19 protein-coding genes are annotated in these 18,813 nt (G+C 71.1%); 11 read left to right on the top strand and 8 right to left on the bottom strand.

What is annotated here, in order from left to right:
* Window positions 1–111 precede the first annotated feature (111 nt).
* Together DPM19_RS18545 and DPM19_RS18540 are read left to right on the top strand one after the other, a co-directional pair.
* Window positions 112–1,398: a PucR family transcriptional regulator gene (locus tag DPM19_RS18545; RefSeq protein WP_111869203.1), complete on the top strand. Its 1,287-nt coding sequence runs from the start codon at window positions 112–114 to the stop codon at window positions 1,396–1,398.
* 55 nt (window positions 1,399–1,453) lie between these two features.
* A complete protein-coding gene (locus tag DPM19_RS18540) occupies window positions 1,454–2,935 on the top strand; it encodes a long-chain-fatty-acid--CoA ligase (RefSeq protein ID WP_111869202.1) in 1,482 nt (493 codons plus the stop codon).
* An 88-nt stretch (window positions 2,936–3,023) separates the two neighbouring features.
* On the opposite strand, the gene DPM19_RS35315 is transcribed toward DPM19_RS18540, so the two are convergent.
* Entirely contained in the window at window positions 3,024–3,431 is a 408-nt protein-coding gene (locus DPM19_RS35315; protein ID WP_158566815.1) for a hypothetical protein, read from the bottom strand.
* Window positions 3,432–3,872: 441 nt separating this feature from the next.
* On the opposite strand from DPM19_RS35315, the gene DPM19_RS18530 reads away from it, so the two are divergent.
* Together DPM19_RS18530 and DPM19_RS18525 are read left to right on the top strand one after the other, a co-directional pair.
* Window positions 3,873–4,730: a helix-turn-helix domain-containing protein gene (locus DPM19_RS18530; RefSeq protein WP_111869201.1), complete on the top strand. Its 858-nt coding sequence runs from the start codon at window positions 3,873–3,875 to the stop codon at window positions 4,728–4,730.
* Window positions 4,731–4,897: 167 nt separating this feature from the next.
* Complete coding sequence (locus DPM19_RS18525; protein WP_111869377.1) at window positions 4,898–5,161, top strand: DUF397 domain-containing protein; 264 nt, start codon at window positions 4,898–4,900, stop codon at window positions 5,159–5,161.
* Here DPM19_RS18525 and DPM19_RS18520 read toward each other — a convergent pair.
* The gene (locus DPM19_RS18520; RefSeq protein ID WP_111869200.1) at window positions 5,108–5,743 is read right to left on the bottom strand and encodes a hypothetical protein; all 636 of its coding nucleotides are present in this window, start codon (window positions 5,741–5,743) and stop codon (window positions 5,108–5,110) included. The two genes, DPM19_RS18525 and DPM19_RS18520, sit on opposite strands and share 54 nt — an antisense overlap.
* Window positions 5,744–6,190: 447 nt before the next feature.
* Here DPM19_RS18520 and DPM19_RS18515 point away from each other — a divergent pair, with 447 nt between their 5' ends.
* The gene (locus tag DPM19_RS18515; RefSeq protein WP_111869199.1) at window positions 6,191–7,159 is read left to right on the top strand and encodes a TIGR03885 family FMN-dependent LLM class oxidoreductase; all 969 of its coding nucleotides are present in this window, start codon (window positions 6,191–6,193) and stop codon (window positions 7,157–7,159) included.
* 12 nt (window positions 7,160–7,171) lie between these two features.
* Here DPM19_RS18515 and DPM19_RS18510 read toward each other — a convergent pair whose 3' ends face one another.
* Window positions 7,172–7,423: a hypothetical protein gene (locus DPM19_RS18510; protein WP_111869376.1), complete on the bottom strand. Its 252-nt coding sequence runs from the start codon at window positions 7,421–7,423 to the stop codon at window positions 7,172–7,174.
* Between the two features lie 261 nt (window positions 7,424–7,684).
* On the opposite strand from DPM19_RS18510, the gene DPM19_RS35310 reads away from it, so the two are divergent.
* The 3 genes from DPM19_RS35310 to DPM19_RS34860 all read left to right on the top strand — a co-directional run bounded on the left by DPM19_RS35310 (window position 7,685) and on the right by DPM19_RS34860 (window position 10,241).
* Window positions 7,685–8,764 (top strand): PI-PLC domain-containing protein, encoded by a 1,080-nt coding sequence (locus tag DPM19_RS35310; RefSeq protein WP_111869198.1) that lies wholly within the window; start codon window positions 7,685–7,687, stop codon window positions 8,762–8,764.
* A gap of 41 nt (window positions 8,765–8,805) precedes the next feature.
* Window positions 8,806–9,321: an NUDIX hydrolase gene (locus tag DPM19_RS35305; RefSeq protein ID WP_158566814.1), complete on the top strand. Its 516-nt coding sequence runs from the start codon at window positions 8,806–8,808 to the stop codon at window positions 9,319–9,321.
* A gap of 182 nt (window positions 9,322–9,503) precedes the next feature.
* Entirely contained in the window at window positions 9,504–10,241 is a 738-nt protein-coding gene (locus DPM19_RS34860; RefSeq protein ID WP_146778909.1) for a collagen-like domain-containing protein, read from the top strand.
* Window positions 10,242–10,304: 63 nt separating this feature from the next.
* On the opposite strand, the gene DPM19_RS18490 is transcribed toward DPM19_RS34860, so the two are convergent.
* The 3 genes from DPM19_RS18490 to DPM19_RS18480 all read right to left on the bottom strand — a co-directional run bounded on the left by DPM19_RS18490 (window position 10,305) and on the right by DPM19_RS18480 (window position 11,936).
* The gene (locus DPM19_RS18490; protein ID WP_111869196.1) at window positions 10,305–10,964 is read right to left on the bottom strand and encodes a hypothetical protein; all 660 of its coding nucleotides are present in this window, start codon (window positions 10,962–10,964) and stop codon (window positions 10,305–10,307) included.
* Between the two features lie 91 nt (window positions 10,965–11,055).
* Entirely contained in the window at window positions 11,056–11,319 is a 264-nt protein-coding gene (locus DPM19_RS18485) for a hypothetical protein (protein ID WP_111869195.1), read from the bottom strand.
* Window positions 11,320–11,552: 233 nt separating this feature from the next.
* Window positions 11,553–11,936, bottom strand: a complete 384-nt coding sequence (locus DPM19_RS18480; protein ID WP_146778908.1) for a hypothetical protein — start codon at window positions 11,934–11,936, stop codon at window positions 11,553–11,555.
* Window positions 11,937–12,169: 233 nt separating this feature from the next.
* Between DPM19_RS18480 and DPM19_RS18475 the strand changes: the two genes are divergently transcribed.
* Window positions 12,170–13,837 carry an alpha-amylase family protein gene (locus DPM19_RS18475; RefSeq protein WP_233510422.1) on the top strand — a complete coding sequence of 556 codons (1,668 nt, stop codon included), beginning with the start codon at window positions 12,170–12,172 and terminating at the stop codon, window positions 13,835–13,837.
* Window positions 13,838–13,844: 7 nt separating this feature from the next.
* Here DPM19_RS18475 and DPM19_RS18470 read toward each other — a convergent pair whose 3' ends face one another.
* A complete protein-coding gene (locus DPM19_RS18470; protein ID WP_111869374.1) occupies window positions 13,845–14,783 on the bottom strand; it encodes a hypothetical protein in 939 nt (312 codons plus the stop codon).
* Between the two features lie 221 nt (window positions 14,784–15,004).
* On the opposite strand from DPM19_RS18470, the gene DPM19_RS18465 reads away from it, so the two are divergent.
* Window positions 15,005–16,039 (top strand): hypothetical protein, encoded by a 1,035-nt coding sequence (locus DPM19_RS18465; protein ID WP_111869193.1) that lies wholly within the window; start codon window positions 15,005–15,007, stop codon window positions 16,037–16,039.
* A gap of 73 nt (window positions 16,040–16,112) precedes the next feature.
* Window positions 16,113–17,186 carry a quinone-dependent dihydroorotate dehydrogenase gene (locus DPM19_RS18460; protein ID WP_111869192.1) on the top strand — a complete coding sequence of 358 codons (1,074 nt, stop codon included), beginning with the start codon at window positions 16,113–16,115 and terminating at the stop codon, window positions 17,184–17,186.
* 172 nt (window positions 17,187–17,358) lie between these two features.
* Here DPM19_RS18460 and DPM19_RS18455 read toward each other — a convergent pair whose 3' ends face one another.
* A complete protein-coding gene (locus DPM19_RS18455; protein WP_111869191.1) occupies window positions 17,359–18,786 on the bottom strand; it encodes a DUF7059 domain-containing protein in 1,428 nt (475 codons plus the stop codon).
* Window positions 18,787–18,813: the final 27 nt, after the last annotated feature.

Here is an 18,813-nt window from a genome sequence, read left to right as displayed (position 1 = left end):
TTGGGCGCGAGCACCCAAGTTCTCGGTACGGGTGTTGTCCACCGAGCACAGGCTTGGAGACGGGCGATCAGGACCGTTGACGCTACTGGGACGGACATGGATGATCCGGACATGTCCTTTGGACAACGTGTGGACACGCCGGCCGACGCGCGCGCAATCCGTACGGAGCGTTCGCGCATCCTCTCCGAGCTCCTCGACCACGTCCCCGACCTGGCCGATACCGCGGTGGCGGCGATGCGGGCCGAAATCCCCGCCTACGCCGAACGGGACGCGGCCTTCATCGCGGACGTCCACGACCAGCTCATCCGCCACTACCGCGCCAAACTCGGCGCGCTGCTGGAGGAACGCACGCTGTGCCTGGAGGACATCGCCTTCACCCGCCGGGCGGCGATGCGGCGGGCGCGGGCCGGGCTGGCGCTGACCGACTACATCGCCGCCTTCCGGATCGGGCAGCAGGTCTTCTGGGCGGCGCTGGTCGCCCGCACCGGCCCGACCTGGGCGGGACACGAGGCCGCGCTCGGGCTGGCCTCCCCCATCATGCGGTACTCCGACTTCGCCAGCCGGCACGCCGCCGACACCTACATGGAGTTCCAGCAGTACGCCGCCGCCGAGGCGGTGCGCGAGAGCCGGGACCTGCTGGAGATCCTGCTCGCCGGGGAGATGCCCGGCCGCGGCCCGCAACTCGCCGCCGCCCACGCGCACGGCCTCGGGTCGCGGACGCCCATGGTGGTGATGACGGCCGTCCTGGTCGGCTCCGCACCCGACCCCGACGCCCGGCACGCGGCCTGTGCCGCGATCGCCCGGACCGGCGTGAACGGCAACCGCACCCTGTCGGTCGTCCGCCAGTCGGAGATCGTGGCGGTGGCCGGGCTGGCCTGCTCCGCCGACCCGGCGCCGCTGTGCGACCGTCTCCAGTCCGTGCGCGACACCCTGCTCCAGGAGGGGATCTCCCTGGCGATGGGCATCAGCACGGTGGTCACCGAGCCGCGGCGCGTCCCGCGGGCGTACCGGGAGGCCCGCGCGGTGATCGAGTTCCTGCCGGAGGACGGCGGGGTGGCGGCGCTGCCGCGGATCACCCCGTTCGAGTACCTGGCGCTGAGCGCCGACGACACCGCCCGGCACCTGGTCGATCCGCGGATCAGCGCCCTGCTCGCGGAGGACCGGGCACGCGGCGGGGTGCTCACCGCCACGATCCGGGCGTTCGCCGAGGCCGACCTGAACCTGCGCGCCGCCGCCGAGCAGTTGCAGATCCACCACAACACCGCCCAGTACCGGATGCACCGCATCGAGGAGCGCACCGGGCGCAGCCTGCGCCGGATCTCCGACCTCGTCGAACTGCTGATCGCGATCGCGATGCAGGACTCGATGCCTCTGCCGGAGAACAACCCCGAGCGCTGAAGACTGTGGTCCGTGACCGATGAGCGGGCCACACCCCGGGCGTACGGTCAGGATCATGAATCTCGCCGGCCGCCTGCGCGCCGCCGCCGAGCGATTCGGGGGGAGAACCGCCCTCACCCTCGACGACGACGGCCTCAGCTACCTCGGACTGGAAACGATGAGCGCCCGGGTCGCCGCCCTGCTGCGCGGCCGGGGCGTCGAGCCCGGCGACCGGGTCGCGGTGCTGCTGCCGAACGTGCCGGAGTTTGCGGTCGTGTACTACGGCGTGCTGCGGGCGGGGTGCGTGGCCGTCCCGCTCGACCCGCTGCTGCGGCGCCGGGAGATCGCCGCCGCGGTCGGCGGGTGCGCCGCCCGGCTGCTGATCGGCTGGCACGCCCACGCCGAGGCGGCCGAGGCGGGCACCGCCGGGAGCGGCACCGACTGCCTGTTCGTGGTCCCCGGCGAGTTCCGGCGGCTGCTGCGCCGGGTGCGCCCCGACCACGGCGTCGCCCCGTGCGCGGACACCGACACCGCGGTGATCCTCTACACCGCCGGGACGACCGGACGGGCCAAGGGGATCGAGCTCACCCACGGCAACCTGCGGCACAACGCCGAGACGGTGGCCCGGATGCACGGCCTCGGCATCGACGACGTCGTCCTGGGGGCGCTGCCGCTCTACCACGCCTTCGGGCAGACCTGCGCGCTCAACGCCACCGTCTGCGCGGGCGGGCGGCTCACCCTGCTGCCGCGCTTCTCGCCCGGCCGGGCGCTGGAGGTCGTCCGGCGGGACGGGGTGACCGTGTTCCACGGGGTGCCCACGATGTTCCTGGCGATGGCCGACCACCCGGGCGCCGCCGACCTGTCGATGCTGCGGGTGTGCGTCTCCGGCGGGGCGCCGCTGCCGCTGGACCTGCTGCGGGCGTACGAGGAGCGGTTCGGCTGCGCGATCATCGAGGGGTACGGGCTCAGCGAGACCTCCCCGGTCGCGGCCTCCAACCGGGCGCCGGGGGCCGGGCGGCGGCCCGGGTCGATCGGGCTGCCCATCAAGGACGTCGAGATGAAGGTCGTCGACGACCAGGGGCGCGAGCGGCCGGCCGGTGAGGTCGGCGAGATCGCCGTCCGGGGACCCAACGTCATGAAGGGCTACTGGAACGACCCGGCGGCGACGGCCGCGGCGGTCCACGACGGCTGGTTCCGCACCGGCGACCTCGGCCGGGTCGACGGGGACGGGTTCTTCTTCCTGGTCGACCGGCGGCACGACGTGATCATCCGGGGTGGCCGCACGGTGTACCCGAGGGAGGTGGAGGAGGTGCTGTACGAGCATCCGGCGGTACGCCAGGCCGCGGTCGTCGGCGTGCCCCACCCCGAACTCGGCGAGGACGTCGCCGCGGTGGTCGCGCTGCGCCGCGCGGTGACCATGGCGGAGCTGCGGGAGTTCGTCCGGGAGCGGGTGGCGCCTTACAAGTACCCCCGGCGGATCTCGTTCGTGGACGAGCTTCCCGTCAACCCCACCGGCAAGATCCTCAAGCGCACCCTGTCCCGGCATCTGGCGAGGTAGCGGGCGGAGGACCTCCGGCGTCTCCGTGGCCGAGGAGCAGCACCTCTACCCGGCCGCGGGTCGGAGGACCTCCGGCGGCCCGGCGCGGTCAGCGGCGGTACCGGTAGTAGTAGCGCCACCAGCGGTACCGGCGCTCGTAGCGTTCCCGGTACTCGCGCAGCCGGCGCGTGGAGCGGTCGGTGCGCCGCGGTGCGCGGGCCCGGGGCGGTGCCGCGTGCGGCCGGGCCGGTGCGGCCGCGGGCCGCCGCTTGGCCGGGCGGGCCTTGGGGGTGCGGCGCGGTGTGGCGGTGGGCGTGGTGCTCGGCTGCGGGGTGGGGGAGGCGGGCGCGTGGGCGGGGGCCGCGGCCCGGTGCGGCTGGGGTGCGGAGGACCGGTCGCCCGCCAGCACGCCGCCGCCGGCCAGGGCGGTGCCGCACAGCACCGCGCCGCCGACGAGCACGGCGGCGAACCGGCCGAGGCCGGCGCGCTCCAGGCATGCGGCCACGGCGGCCCGCATCCCGCCACGATGGGGCACGGGAGTCCGGTTCGCCCGATGTCGACCGCTCACAACCCAGCACCATACCGACCGGAATCGCCCCGTGGGACGTTCGCGGGATCATTGATTGTCGGGATTGCGGGGAACTAATCCGCGCCGGAACGACGTCCTAATGGGCACCGGCCTCGCGAGAACACCCCGGATTTGCCATAAAACCTGGGCGATCACGCACGTTCGGTCATGGACCGGACGTGAACTCGCCCGGCCGGCCCACATGCCTCCCCGCAGCGCCTCTGGAAAACGTCAATCGAGCCCCAGTATCTGGCACTATGAAACCTGTCGTCTGGCACTAGGCGGTTGGCCAGCGACCTAACGGCCACCTGGCAATATACTCGTGCGCCAGGTTTCGGTTGAGACCCCGACACCCTATACGGTCATCTTCAATGGCGAGGAGTTCGACACGTGGCTGCCACCCAGAGCCCGACTGTCCATCAGCGGCGACTGCGGGCCGAGTTGCGCAAGGCACGGGAGAACTCCAGCCAGACCCAGGAGCAGGTCGCCACCGCCCTGGAATGGTCGTTGAGCAAAGTCATCCGAATTGAAGCCGGAACGGTGGGAATTTCCACGACCGACCTGCGGGCGCTGCTCGCCCACTACGGGGTGGCCGACGAGCGCATCACGGAGATCGTGGCCCTCGCCCGATCCGCCCGCGAGCGGGCCTGGTGGAGCTCCTACCGCAAGGCGCTCAGCCAGCCCTACACGGACATGATCGGCTACGAGTCGGCGGCCTCCATCCTGCGGCACTTCCAGCCACTGGTCGTGCCGGGCCTGCTGCAGACCTCCGACTACGCCGAAGCGATCACCCACGGGCTGCTCAGGCCGGAGAACCGCAGCAGGTCCGAACAGCTCATCGAGGTCCGCATGCGCCGCCAGGAACTGCTGGAGCAGCCCGATCCACCGCAGTTCTACTTCGTCATCGACGAAGCGGTGGTCCACCGTCACGTGGGCGGGCAAAACGTCATGCGCAACCAGATCCGCCGGCTCGTGGAACTCGCCTCACTGCCGCATGTGACGATCGAGGTCGTTCCCTTCACCGCCGGCGCGCACATGGGATTGGGCGGGGCCTTCACCATCATCGAGTTCCCCGATCCGGAAGACGACGACGTGCTGTCGCTGGAGAGCGAACGAGGCAGCGTCACCACCCGCGACCTTCACGACGAGGTGACGCACTACCGTGAGGTCTTCGAGGACCTGCGGCGGGTTTCCCTGCGCCCCGAGGGCTCCGCGGTGCTGCTGAGCAGGCTGGCCGACGAAATCTGACCCGACGGGGACGGCCCGAAAAGAACGGTTGCGGGCACTCCATCACACGCGGCCCTCCGTGGTCCGATCCACTGCCCGCGTTTACACTGCACCTGACAGATCCTCGTTAAGGTCGCAGGCGACCCCGCTCCGCTGTGCCCTGTGACAGCGAGTTCAACGCCGTGGCCATGGGATTTCGGGGCGGCGTACCCAGTCTCCCCGGGAGGGAGGCCTGCGTGCCCGAGCCACGACCGCTCACCTGGCGAAAGAGTTCGTTGAGCGGTGGAGAGGAGGAGTCATGTGTGGAAGTCGCCCGGCCGCCCGGCCTTGTGCTCATCCGCGATTCCAAGCGCCCCAGCACGCACATCACCCTGACCGCCCAGGAATGGGAAAGCTTTCTAACTCGCATTGAAAACGATTATTTCGGCCCCCTCCGACGTGGTGCCCTTTGATTTCCGCAGTGGCGGACGGTAAGTGAAACCGTGGTACTGAACTCGTTTGATCGTCGTCTGCATCGGCGCGAAGTGCCGCGGGTCCAGCGAGCAGAACCCCGTCTTGATCACGTTCCGGTAGATCGTGCTGGAGACGACCAGCGCGACGTCGAGATCCTCGCGCTCCCGCAGCAGGCGGTGCACCGGCGGAGCGGCCAGCAGCCTGCTGATCACGATCGGCGCGTCCCCGGCCGGGCCGAACGGGCCCGGAGTCAGGGTGCCATGGTGGATCGCCAGCCTGATCCGCAGCCACGGCCGGACCGGCCGGGCGGCGTTGATCTCGGCGATCCGCTCCTCCAGCGCGGAGACGAAGTCGCCGACGACCGCGACGCCGACCTCCTCCGGCAGAATGGCGAGCTCGCCGTCTCCCCTTTTCTGCTTTTCCCACCGGGGGCGGTCCAGCCCCACCTGCTCGGCCGCCGCGTCCAGCACGGCACTGAGGTCCTCGTGTACCTGAAGCTGCTCGCGCACCTCCCGGTCCGGATGATTTTCCACGTCCACCGCCATGAGCAGGCGGTAGATGAGCTCAACTGAGCCGGCCACCTTGTGTCCCCTCTTCCGGTAGCCCCTCCCGTGCTTCCAAGTGTGCATGGCCGGGTCGTCAATGTGAAGGGGGCGATTAGCAACATGGCTAATCGGCTCACGTCGTTCGGCTGCTTTTCTTCGACCGTAAGTGCCCCCGTTCACCTGCGACGACTTTTCAACAGTGATCACTTTATCGGTGACACCTGTCAGTCGGCCCAGGTCGAATCGACCGGAACGAACTGAGAGCAACCACTGATGACATATCAGTGACTCATGGGACCACAAGGACGGAATTTCCCGCGAGAGGCAGGAGAATGCCCATATGACGGCGGCCGCCCTCCTGCGCACACTGGTCGGCAAGGGCGCGCTGGGCATCGGCGTCCTGGAGACCGACGACTCGGGCCACTGGTTCAGCCTCACGCAGCGCGCAGGATAGGCCACGGGACGGCGGGTACGGACGGCCGCATGACGGTCTACGGCTTCCACGCCTCGCACGAACAGATCCACCCGCGCGAGCTGCTGGCCGCGGTGATCCACGCCGAGCAGGCCGGATTCGCCGCGGCCATGTGCTCCGACCATTTCTCCCCCTGGAGTGCCCGGCAGGGGCAGTCCGGCTTCGCCTGGGCCTGGCTGGGCGCCGCGATGCAGGCCACCGAGCTGCCGTTCGGCGTCGTCAACGCGCCCGGCCAGCGCTACCACCCCGCGATCGTCGCGCAGGCGATCGGCACCCTCGCCGCCATGTACCCCGGCCGGTTCTGGACGGCGCTGGGCAGCGGGGAGGCCAGCAACGAGCACATCACCGGCGACCGCTGGCCCCGCAAGGAGGTGCGCAACCACCGGCTGCGCGAGTGCGTCGAGGTGATCCGCGCCCTGCTGGACGGCCAGGAGGTCAGCCACGACGGCCTGGTGACCGTCGACCGGGCCCGGCTGTGGACCCGCCCCGCCGACCCGCCCCGCCTGGTCGGCGCCGCGGTGAGCCCCGAAACCGCCGGCTGGTGCGCCGGGTGGGCCGACGGCCTCATCACGGTGAACGCCCCGCACGACACCCTCCGCCGGATCATCGACGCCTACCGCGATGCCGGCGGCCGCGGCGAACTCGCCCTCCAGGTGCACCTGAGCTGGGCACCCGAGGAGGACCAGGCCGCCCTGATCGCGCACGACCAGTGGCGTGGCAACGTGTTCTCCCCACCGGTCTGCTGGGACCTGGAGATGACCGACCACTTCGACGGTGTCTCCGAACACGTCACCCCCGAGCGGGTCGGCGAGGTCGTCGACGTCTCGGCCGACCTGGGCCGGCACGCCGCGCTGCTGCACGGGTACGCGGAACTCGGCTTCGACCAGATCTACCTGCACCACGTGGGCCAGGAGCAGGCCACCTTTATCGAGGCCTTCGGCGCCAAGGTCCTGCCCCAGCTCCGGGAGACCGCCGGGTGAACCCCTGGGGTTTCACTCGTCCTGGTCGTAGTAGGACGCCAGCAGGTCGCGGCGGAGCATGTCCGTCCTGACCGTCAGGGCGCCCAGCAGTTCCTCGTCGTTCAGCCCGTCGGTCGTCCGGAACGCCCAGCTCGGGCGCCCCTCCTCGTCGATGCACTTCACCAGGACTATCGCGGCCAGTGCGGTCCACCCCTCCAGCAGGGGCAGTACCTTGATCCCCGCCAGCGCCTCGCCGATCGCGATCGGTTCCTCATCGTCGGCCATGGTCACCCCGGTCGTCGGCTGTTCTCTCGGATGAGCCTCGTGCCCGCCGAATGCGAGATCTGGAATATACGCGAACAACAAGGATCTTCCCGGCAAGGGCGTGGCCCGGACCCGGGTCCTCCCAGCGTGCGCGGTTAGGTCCGAGGGCCCTTCCGGACGGCTCCGGTCTCGGGGGAGATTGTGCTCCCACCCGGAGCCCGTACGGCCGTGCGGGCCGCCAGATCAGGACCATCCCGCCGGCTGAGGCCCGAAGGAGGGCGCATGAGCCGAGCCGAACGCGGCGAAGGCGCCCTCGGCTACCTCGGCGTCGTGCTGATCATCGCCGCGGTCACGGGCGCGGTCGCCACCAGCGACGTCGGCGCTCGGGTGACGGCGGCCTGCGAGTCCGCGATATGCGCCGTCCTCGGGGAGAGCTGCCCGGGCCGTCCCGCCCCGCCCGCGGCGGCCCCCACCCCCGTCCCCTCACCCGGCCGCTCACCCGCACGCCCCCCGATCCCGAAGCCGACCTGCACGCCCGGGGACGAGACCGAGTGGGTCGAGGGCCTGCACGCGCACAACGACTACGAGAACGACCGCCCGCTCCAGGACGCGCTCGACCACGGGGCGACGAGCATCGAGGCCGACATCTGGGTCGGCGACGACGGCGAACTCCACCTGCAGCACCAGGCCGACGGCGGTTCGCGCGGCACGCTGCGCAAGACGTACGTGGAGCCGCTGATCGCCCGGGCCGCCGCCAACGGCGGGCAGGTCTACCGGGGCCGCGACAAGCCGTTCGTCATCCTCCTGGAGATCAAGAAGGGCGACGAGACGACTTACCAGAAGATCATCGAGCAGACCCGGGACCTGCCACCGGGAGTCCAGCTACTGATGCCGGGCGACACCCCCGGCGCGGTCATCGGGAAACAGCCGCCGAACGTCACCTTCTACATCGCCCCCGGGCCGGGCTGCACGCTGCCGCCACGGGTCGATCCCGCCAGCCCCGAGTACGACCCCGCGTACGCGCGGGGTGTCAGCATGCTGAACGGCTCGTACCGGCAGTGCGCGGACCGCGACGGCGACCACCGGATCAGCGACGAGGAGCAGCGCCTGCTGAACGAGTTCGTCCAGAAGGCGCACGACGCCGGGCTCAAGGTCCGGTTCGTGGAGGGTCCGGACGGCCGCAAGCGCGACCACAAGGATCCCGGCGGCTTCAAGCTGTGCGCGTGGAAGCCCGGCTGGCAGGGGTGCGAAAGGCAGCTCCAGGAGGAATGGTGGGAGGCCCAGCGGATCGCCGGGGTCGACTACCTGGACACGGCCCACGTGCGGGCCGGCGCGAAGTGGATGCGCAAATGCGGTGCCTGACCCGAGGGCCGGGAAACACCGTGGCCTGCAATGATGCGGGCATGGCAGCGACCGTGATCGACACGCGGACCGTCCCCTGGATCTCCGTCCCGCACCGGGTGGACCTGCTGCTGGCCGATGCCCTTCCCGGCGGCTACACCGTCACCTCGGCCTTCGCGTTCGTGGTGGACGGGGCCGGCCGCACGCTGCTGACCCACGTGGACCGGCCCGGCCGCGGCTGGGACGTGCCCGGCGGCCACGTGGAGCCCGGCGAGGATCCGAGGGCCGCCGCGGCCCGTGAGCTCGCAGAGGAGACCGGGTTCGAACTGGCGGCCGAGCGGCTGGCACTGCTCGGCGGACAGCGGATCACCCTGCTGGCCGACCCGCCGGCCGGCCACCGCTACCCGGCACGGACGTTCCAGGCGTTCTACGCCGCGCGGCTGGAGCGGCGGGGAACCCCCATCCGGCCCCGGCCTGGCTTCGAGTGCGACGAGGCCGGCTGGGTCGAGCCTGGTGACGTGCCGGCCCACTGCCCGGAGGCGTCGTGGCAGGGCCTGCACGAGGCCCTGTTCCGCTGATCCCGCTCTCGGCGGGCAGCGCCACGGGCTGAAGACCCTGCGGGCCTTCCCCGCAGGGCCGGTCGTCGTCTTTATCGCAGTTGAGATCAACCGTCCTTGACCATGTTTTTCATTCATGGAAAGCATTCCGTGAGTTCGCGAATGATCTCCTTATCCTGCTGTCTGTACCAGACCGAGGATGGATGATGTCAGCGAAAAGGAAGAATGTGCTCATTGTGCGACTGTCGGTTGCCTTACTGATGGTGGTGGCGCTCACGGCAGGCACTATGACCACAGGACCCTCTGACGCCCTGGCCTCGAATGGATACTGCTACAAGAAACCAAAGGCCAAAAAGAAGCGGCACAAATCCGCCAAGAAAAAATGTTCTCGCGGCCGCAGGGGGCCCAAGGGCCCCACGGGAGAGGACGGCGAGGACGGTGTCGACGGCAAAGACGGCGCCGACGGCGCTGACGGCCAAGATGGCCAAGACGGCGCGGACGGACGAGATGGCGCCGATGGCGCTGACGGCTCCGACGGCGTCGACGGAAAAGAGGGCAGGGACGGCAGGGACGGCCTTGACGGAAAAGACGGTGCCGACGGCAAGGACGGCGCTGACGGAAAAGACGGTGCCGACGGCAAAGACGGCGCCGACGGCAGAGACGGCGAGAAGGGCGACAAAGGAGACCCCGGCCCGCCTGGAACGGTAGGCGATCCCATTCTGGTGTCCGGCAGGCGCGTACCGGTGCCCGCGAACGGTTCGGTGACGGCGTTCGGCGGCGCGTGCCCCGCCGGGACCAGGCTGGTCGGGGGATCCTTCACCGGCACGCCAGGCATCCTCGCAACCGGCCTGGGGCCGTACGCTCGCACGTGGAAGGGGATTTTCTCCGGCGAGAAAAGGTCGGGAACCGTGAAAGTCTCGTCGATCTGCCTGCCGACATGATGGATGACGCGCGCGAGCGAGCACCCACCGGCGTCAGGCCCTTCGCCGGCCCGCTGCCAAGTCCTATCCGACGTGTCGAGGTGGTGCCGGTGCTCGCCATCGACCGATGTGCCCTGCGATGAAGATCCCCGCTGTAATGACGGCGACAACGCCCACGAGGGTGAATGTCACTACCGCAACAGGACGCGGCTGAATGACAAGTTCGGCGTTCAGCCGCATCATCATCTCGGCCAGCGCGCCCACCGGCACCACCAGCCTGGACAGCAGTCCCGCCAGGTCACGACGGTGTGCCCCCCAACCGATCAGGCCGAGCAGAGCGCCCAGCAGCACCGCCGAAAGGGACCAGACGACCAGATCCGAGAATAGGCTGGACCAATCCGTGATAGTCCGCGCATGCGCCGGATCGGTCATATATGCCGGATCGGTTCTGTCCAATGTTCGGTACACGCCGTTGGCGAGATCTATCGCGTAATACGCCCAGACGGCCATCACCAGGAAAACGACACTTGCCGCCGCCGCCCGCCTCGCGTTCGTGGCGAGCACCCCCATGGCGACCCCCGCGGCCGCCCAGGACCAGCCGACTCCTGCCACCAGGCTCAGCGGAGTCAGAAGCGACCATGACGCACCGTTCAACAAGGAGACGACGGTGCCGAACAACAGCCCGAGAGCACCTGCGCCACCCATGACACTTCGCCAACTACGGAACAGGACCAACGCCGACACGTCCCCTCTCCGTGTGCCACCTTCCCACCGGAACCGCCTGCGGGAGCGACCGAGCACACCCAGACCTGTTTCACCTGGCCGAATTCCACGATCAGCGCGGCGTCTTTCCCCGCTCTTCGATAATCCGGATCGCTTCGCTGAGGCGATCGCGGACCGCTCGTGCGTGCGGCAGTGTCAGCAACAGTTCCACATCGAGACCCATACCGTCATCCCAGGCAGCGATCTGCACCAGGTCGTGTTCATCGACCGTTCCCAGGCTCACGACCGTGGAGTCTTCGCTTTCGTCCTGGTCATCCACGGCGAACCCGTCCCGCGCGGGAATGGGATCGCCCGCCACCGAGGTGTATTTGTACACGGCCCGAGTCTGCCACCTCGATCTGTCATGACCAGATCACCCCATCACCGGTGACCCCGACCGCCGCCACCGACGCCGGGGTCCACGTTCCGATCAAGCGGCCGCAAGCCGTTGGCGAGGCGTGCTTCAGTCTCGACAAACCAGGGCCCCAACCTGCTGCTACGCGAGATGCGCGGCATGGTGGCAACCGTGCGAAATCCGCCCAGCCGTTCATCTAGGGCCGGCCAGTCCTCCTACTCAGAGCCCGCTGCGATGCGGACGCCCGCTTCGACGGCCTCATCCCAGGTCGGGTACTCACCGTCGAAGTCGGTCGGGCCGTCCAGGCTGCCGTCGACGTACATACCGCCATGCCACTCGGTGGCTGCGATCTGCTCCTCGAACTCCGCAGGGCGCTGTACCCATTCCAGCGGCCAGACCGGCATCATGACGCGCACCAGCCACCGATTCGTGATCTTGAGGCGGAAAGACCACTCCTCCGCGCCGTCGGCGTCCGGCTCGTGTTTCACATCGGAGACGATGACACCACGCCGCTCCAACTCGGCCACATAAGCAAGCACGTTGGCCGCCACGTCGGTGTTCACATCGGCCGACGCCATGAAGTCCTCAACTCTCAGCATGATCCTTACGACGTCCACCCAGCGACACCCGTTCCGGGCGCGGGAGGTGAAGCCTCCGATGGCCGGTCAACGAATGGCTCCACCTACTTCGAAACCCGCCTTAGTACGCGTCCGGCACCGGTCACCACGCGCATAAGGGCAGCTCAACCGCTCTGCCAGAAAAGCGAAGATTCCACCCGGCCGCTTCGGGCACAGACCGCGCGGACACGATCCGTGCGAGGTCAGGAGCGACGTTGCCCCCCATCTCCAGAGCCCGCGAGGCCGACCTGTGGTGGAAGAATGCGGTCATTTACTGCCTTGACGTCGAGACGTACCGGGACGGGAACGGCGACGGCATCGGGGACTTCCGGGGGCTGACGCAGCAGGTCGACCACCTCGACCGGCTGGGCGTCACCTGCATCTGGCTGATGCCGTTCTACCCGTCCCCCGACCGCGACGACGGCTACGACATCACCGACTTCTACACCGTCGATCCCCGGCTGGGCACGCTCGGCGACTTCGTGGAGTTCGTGCGCACCGCCCGCGACCGGGGGATGCGGGTGATCGCCGACCTGGTGGTCAACCACACCTCCGACCGGCACCCCTGGTTCGAGAGCGCGCGGCGGAGCCGGGACGCGCCGTACCGCGACTGGTACGTCTGGGCCGACGAGCCGCCCGAGGACGGGCCGCAGGGGATCGTCTTCCCCGACCAGGAGAAGAGCCTGTGGCAGTACGACGAGCGGACGGAGCAGTACTACCTGCACCGCTTCTACAAGCACCAGCCCGACCTCAACGTGGCCAACCCGGAGGTCCGCGACGAGATAGCGCGGATCATGGGGTTCTGGATGGAGCTGGGGCTGTCGGGCTTCCGGATCGACGCGGTGCCGTTCCTGCTGGAAACCGACGGCCAGCGGGACGCCGCCCGACTGCCCGACCCGCACGACTACCTCGCCGACCTGCGGGCGTTCCTGTCCCGGCGGAACGGCGAGGCGATCCTGCTCGGCGAGGTGAACCTGCCGTACGCGAAGACCATGGAGTTCTACGGCGGCGGAGCTGAACTCACGATGTGCTTCGACTTCACCGGAATGCAACGGCTCTACCTGTCGCTGGCCCGCGGCGACGCGCGCCCGCTCGCCGAGACCCTGGCGGGACGGCCGGCCCCACCCGAGGACGGCCAGTGGGCGACGTTCGTCCGCAACCACGACGAGCTGACCCTCGACCAGCTCGCCGAGGACGAGCGGCAGGAGGTGTTCGACGCCTTCGGCCCGGAGAAGCGCATGCAACTGTACGACCGGGGGCTGCGCCGCCGGCTGCCGCCGATGCTCGACGGCGACCCGCGCCGGATCAGGATGGTCTACAGCCTGCTGTTCTCCCTGCCCGGCACGCCCGTCCTCTTCTACGGCGAGGAGATCGGCATGGGCGAGAACCTGGACGTCGAGGGCCGGCAGGCCGTCCGCACCCCGATGCAGTGGCGGCCGGGGCCCGGCGGCGGTTTCTCCACCGCCGGCGCGGACCGGTTCGCCGCCCGGATGGTCGAGGGCGAGTACGGCCCGGACCGGGTGAACGTGCGCGCCCAGCGCCACGACCCCGGCTCGCTGCTGGCGTGGATCTCCATGCTGGCGGAGCGGTACCGGGAGACCCCGGAGCTGGCCTGGGGCGAGTGCACGGTCCTCGACCCGGGATCTGACTCCGTGCTGGCGCACCGCTGCGCGGCCGGGGGCGAGTCGGTGGTCGTGGTGCACAACTTCGCCGCCGACCCCGCCGAGGTCACGCTGACCGGGCTGGACTCCTCGCGCGTCCTGGCCGACCTGCTCGTGGACGGCACCACCGAGATCGCCCCCGACGGCCGGGCGACCCTGCGCCTGGGCCCCTACGAGTGCCGCTGGCTGCGCGCCCTCGACCCAGCCGAGGCGCCCGGCTGAGCAGAGGTCAGTAGCCGCCTCCGGTCGTGGTGCCGCCGCCGGCCTTCTTGCCGTTGGGGGCGGCCACGAACCAGGTGCCGCCCACACCCTGGCCGAGGGTGTCGCCGGGCCGGGTGTCCTTGATGTAGCGGTACAGCGGCCAGCCGTTCAGGGTGACCTGGCAGATGCCGTCCTTGCGCATCATGTTGCCGATGGCGCCCCGGTCGATGCCGGTCAGCGTCATGTTCTTGGTCCAGGTGACCGGTGGCCATGTCTTGGCGCAGGCGCCCAGGCAGTTGGACACGGGCGGCCGGGGGGTGTCCTTGTCGAAGCGGTAGAGGGTGCGGCCCTGCCCGTCCACCACGACCTTGCCGAGCGTCGGGTCGTTGACGACCCTGAGGGCGGTCCTGCCGCGCCAGACGGGGCTGGGGGTCGGCCGGGGCGACGGCGACGTCTGGACGACGCCGGCCTTCTTGCCGTTGGGGGCGGCCACGAACCAGGTGCCGCCCACGCCCTGGCCGCGGAGCTGGCCGGGGGCGGTGTCCTTGATGTAGCGGTACAGCGGCCAGCCGTTCAGGGTGACCTGGCGGGTGCCGTCGGGGCGGATCACCTCGCCGACGAGCCGCCCGTCGAGGTTCTTGACCGAGACGTCGGTGGAGGTGACCGGCGGCCACGTCTTGGCGCAGTCGCCCAGGCAGGCGGTCTTGGGCGGCTTGGGGGTGTCCTTGTCGAAGCGGTAGAGGGTGCGGCCGGCACCGTCCACCACGATCCGGCCGAGCTTGGGGTCCTCCGCCGCCACGAGCGTGACCTGGCTGGGCGGGTCCGAGGGGTCGGCCGAGGGTTCGGCGGTAGGAGTCGATCCGGCGGCGACGTTTCGCTTTCCGGCGGGCTCCTGGCCGCAGGCGGTCAGGAGCAGCGTCGCGGAGATCGCGACAGCCGCCGGCACGGCCCAGCGTCGAGCTTCCATCGTCATACCTTCCGTGGGGAGGGCTGGTCCCGAGGCTCTGGTAACCCCGAGGAGTGCCGGCTCTCCTCGGGGTCGTCAGGCAGTACGGGACGGAGTGCCGGGCGGGTTCACCCGAGAACGGAAGCTTTGACTGACCGCCAATACGGCACCCGAATGAACCAAACCGCCGCTTTTGCGTCCAAACTGACAAGGTTCAGGTTCCGGATGGGAGAGCAGCGTCGATGGTCGATCTGGAGAAGTCACCGGCGGTCGAACCGCGTCCCGCCACGGGACCCGCCTGGCTGGTGGTCCCCGCCCGGATCCTCGCTGTGATCATCGTGGTGCCGCTGCGGCTGGCGTACGAGCTGGTGCGGCTGCTGTCCCCCGCCCGGCTGTTCGCGCCCGTGGGCCGGCTCATGGGGTGGCTGTACCGCTGGACGCTGGTGCCCCTGGGCCGGGCCCTGGCCTGGCTGGCGGCCACCCTGGTCTGGGCCCCGCTGCGCTGGTTCGGCGCCAACGTGCTGCTGCCACTCGGGCTGGGCCTGGTCTGGCTGGCGGTCAACGGGTTCTGGAACCCGCTGTGCTGGTTCGGCGCCAACGTGCTGCTGCCGCTCGGGCGGGGTCTGGTCTGGCTGTTCGCCAACCTGGTGGTGCGGCCGCTGACCATGCTCGTCCAGGCGCTGGCCTGGCTGGGCCACCACGCCCTGGTCGTGCCCGCGCGAGCGCTGTGGCGGTACGTGCTGTGGCCGCCGCTGGCGCTTCTCGGCCGGCTGGCCGCGCTCGTCGGGAACGCGCTGGCCGCCGCCGCGGGCTGGACCTGGTGGGCCGCCGGGCGCGTGCTGCACTTCCTCATCGTGGTCCCGGCCCGCCTGCTCTGGGCCGGTCTCGTCTGGACGGCCCGCACGCTGATCGTCACTCCGGCCCGGTGGATCTGGGCAGGGCTGGTCTGGGCCGGCCGGACACTGGTGGTCGAGCCCGCCCGGTGGGCCTGGCGGGTGCTCTCCTGGCTCGGCCGGGTGCTGATCGTGATCCCGGTCGTGGCCGTCTGGCGCGGCGCCGTCTGGACCGGCCGGACGCTGGTCGTCGAGCCCGTCCGGTGGGCGTGGCGGATCTTCGTCGTCGCCCCGGCCCGGTGGACCCGGGACACCGTCCTGCGGCCGGTCGGCCGCGCCGTCCGGTCCACCTGGCGGGTCGCGGTCGCCGAACCCGCCCGCCGGATCCGGCACGAGGCCCGGGAGGCCGTCCGCCAGGTCACCGCCCCCTTCCGCCGGACCTGACCGCCCGACACACCGGTCCGGCGGATGGGACCGGGTGCGGGTGGGGAGATCACCGGGTGGGAGGATCGGGGCGATGTACCGACTCGTGTTCGCACTGGTGATCAAGCGTCTGCCGGCCGAGAGCGTCCACCACCTGACGCTCGCGCTGCTGGGCGTCCTGCAGCGGGTGCCCGGGGTGGTCCCGCTGCTGCGCGGCCGGCTGGCCCCGCGCGACCCCGCGCTGGCCGTCAGCGCGCTCGGGCTGGAGTTCCCCGGCCCGGTCGGGCTGGCGGCGGGCTTCGACAAGGACGCCCGCGCGTACGAGGCGCTGGGCGCGTTCGGGTTCGCCTTCGTCGAGATCGGCACCGTCACCGGGCAACCCCAGCCGGGCAACCCCCGGCCGCGGCTGTTCCGGCTGGCCCGCGACCGGGCGATCATCAACCGGATGGGGTTCAACAACGAGGGCGCCGCCGCGGCGGCCGAGCGGCTGCGCGTCCGCGCCCCCGGCACCGTCGTGGGGATCAACATCGGCAAGACCAAGCTGGTCCCCGAGAACGAGGCCATCGGCGACTACGTGACGAGCACCGAGCGGCTGGCCCCGTACGCGGACTACCTGGTGGTCAACGTCAGCTCCCCCAACACCCCGGGCCTGCGCGACCTCCAGGCGGTCGAGCACCTGCGCCCGCTGCTGACCGCCGTGCGGCGGGCCGCCGACCGGTTCGCCCCGCGCCGGGTGCCGCTCCTGGTCAAGATCGCCCCGGATCTCGCTGACGCCGACGTGGACGCGGTCGCGGACCTCGCCCTGGAACTCGGGCTGGACGGCATCATCGCCACCAACACCACCATCTCCCGGGACGGGCTGGCCAGCGGCCCCCGGCTGACCGGCGAGACCGGCGGGCTGTCCGGGGCACCGCTCAAGCGGCGCTCCCTGGAGGTGCTGCGCCGGCTGCGCGAGCGGGCCGGCGACCGGCTCGTGCTGATCTCCGTCGGCGGGGTGGAGACCGCCGACGACGCCTGGGAGCGGATCCGCGCGGGCGCCACCCTGGTGCAGGGCTACACCGGCATGATCTACGACGGCCCGCTCTGGGCGTACCGGGTCCACCACGGCCTGTCCCGCCGGCTACGCGGCAGCGCCTTCCGCACCCTCGCCGACGCCCGGCGCGGCTGACCGGCACCATCCTCGGCTCCGCCCTGACCGGACGGCCGGCGCGGCTGACCGGCGCCCTCGCCCGCTCCGCCCTGACCGGACACCCGCCCGCCGCCCCGTCCGATCCGGCGGCCCGCGGCAGAACCGTGGTCCGGCGCGCCGGGGCTCTCCGGCGCCGCTCCGTCCACCCTGGTCAGGCGGGCTCGAAGAACCCGTCGGCGATCAGCTCGGGGAGGACGGCCTCGGCATGCGCGTGGACCTGCTCGGCGGGCAGCTCCATCAGCTGGGCGATGGCGTCCAGCAGCGGGCCGAGCGGCAGCGTGCCGTCGCAGACCCCCGCCAGCGCCGCCTCGACCGTCCCGACCCCGGCCGCCCGGCGCAGCCCGTTCGCCTGGCGCAGCACGATCCGCTCCGGGTCCTCGGCGCCCGGCGGGCCGACCTGCTCCTGCACCACCCCGGCGGCGGTGCGCAGGGCGCCGGCGGGCGAGAACGGGGCGGACAGGCCACGCAGCACCGCGGACACGTACCCGCCGACCGGCTGCTCGACGGCGTGCCGCAACTCCTCGACCCGCACCCCGGGCCGGTCGGCGCCGCCGCGGTGCAGGCTGATCCAGCCGAAGCCGATCCCGGTCACCCGGTGCCGTTCGAAGTGGTCGAGCCAGGCGTCGTAGCGGGCCCGGTACTCCGCCGTGCCCGTCTCGCACGAGTCGCGCAGCCACAGCTCGGCGTACTCGGCCGGGTCCTGGACGTCGCGCTGCACCACCCACGCGTCGCAGCCCGCGGCGGCGGCCCACTCGCCGACCCGCTCCGCCCAGGGCGTCCCCTCGACGTGCAGCCAGTTCGCCAGCAGCTGGCACCAGCCGTCCTCGGCCAGGTGGGCGGGGGCGCCGGCGACCAGGCGGCGGCAGACCTCGTCCCCGGGCAGGCCAGACTCCCGGTAGGTGTACCGGCCGTCCGGGGACACCACGAACGGCGGGTTCGACACGATCAGGTCGAAGGAGCGCCCGGCCACCGGCTCGTACAACGAGCCGGGTAGCAGCTCCGCCGTCGCGCCGGACAGGGCCAGGCTCAGCCGGGTCAGCTCCAGCGCCCGGGGGTTCACGTCCGTGGCGGTGATCCGGGCGGCGCGGCCGGCCAGATGCAGTGCCTGCACGCCGCAGCCGGTGCCGACGTCCAGCGCGGTGCCGAACGGGCGCTCGACCACCAGGTTCGCCAGGCTCGCCGAGGCACCGCCGGCCCCCACCACATGGTCGGGGCGGAGCGTCCCGGCGCCGGGACGGACCTTGCGGTCGGAGACCGCGTAACCCGCGTGGCCACCGCGCACCCCCTCGACCGGCTCGACGTGCAGCAGCGCCCGCACCTCGCCCCCCGACCGCTCGGCCAGCCCGGTCGCGACCAGGTCGTCCGCGATGCCGGCCGGGGCGGGCACCGGCACCTGCAACCAGAACAACCGCACCAGATCGGACAGCGGGGAGCCGTCCCGGGTGGCCCGCAGCGCGGGCACGATCTCGTCGCGGGCCAGCGCCCCGCCGGCCACCGGGCCGAGCAGTGCCCGGACCCCCTCGACCGTGTACTCCGCCCGCTCGAACGCGGTGCGCACCCGCTTCAGCGCCTCGTCCACCCGCCCATCCTGCCGGACCACCGCCGC

The sequence above is a fragment of the Actinomadura craniellae genome, assembly GCF_003289645.1.
GTDB classification, from domain to species: Bacteria; Actinomycetota; Actinomycetes; order Streptosporangiales; family Streptosporangiaceae; genus Actinomadura_D; species Actinomadura_D craniellae.
This window is presented reverse-complemented; position numbering and strand designations above follow the sequence as displayed.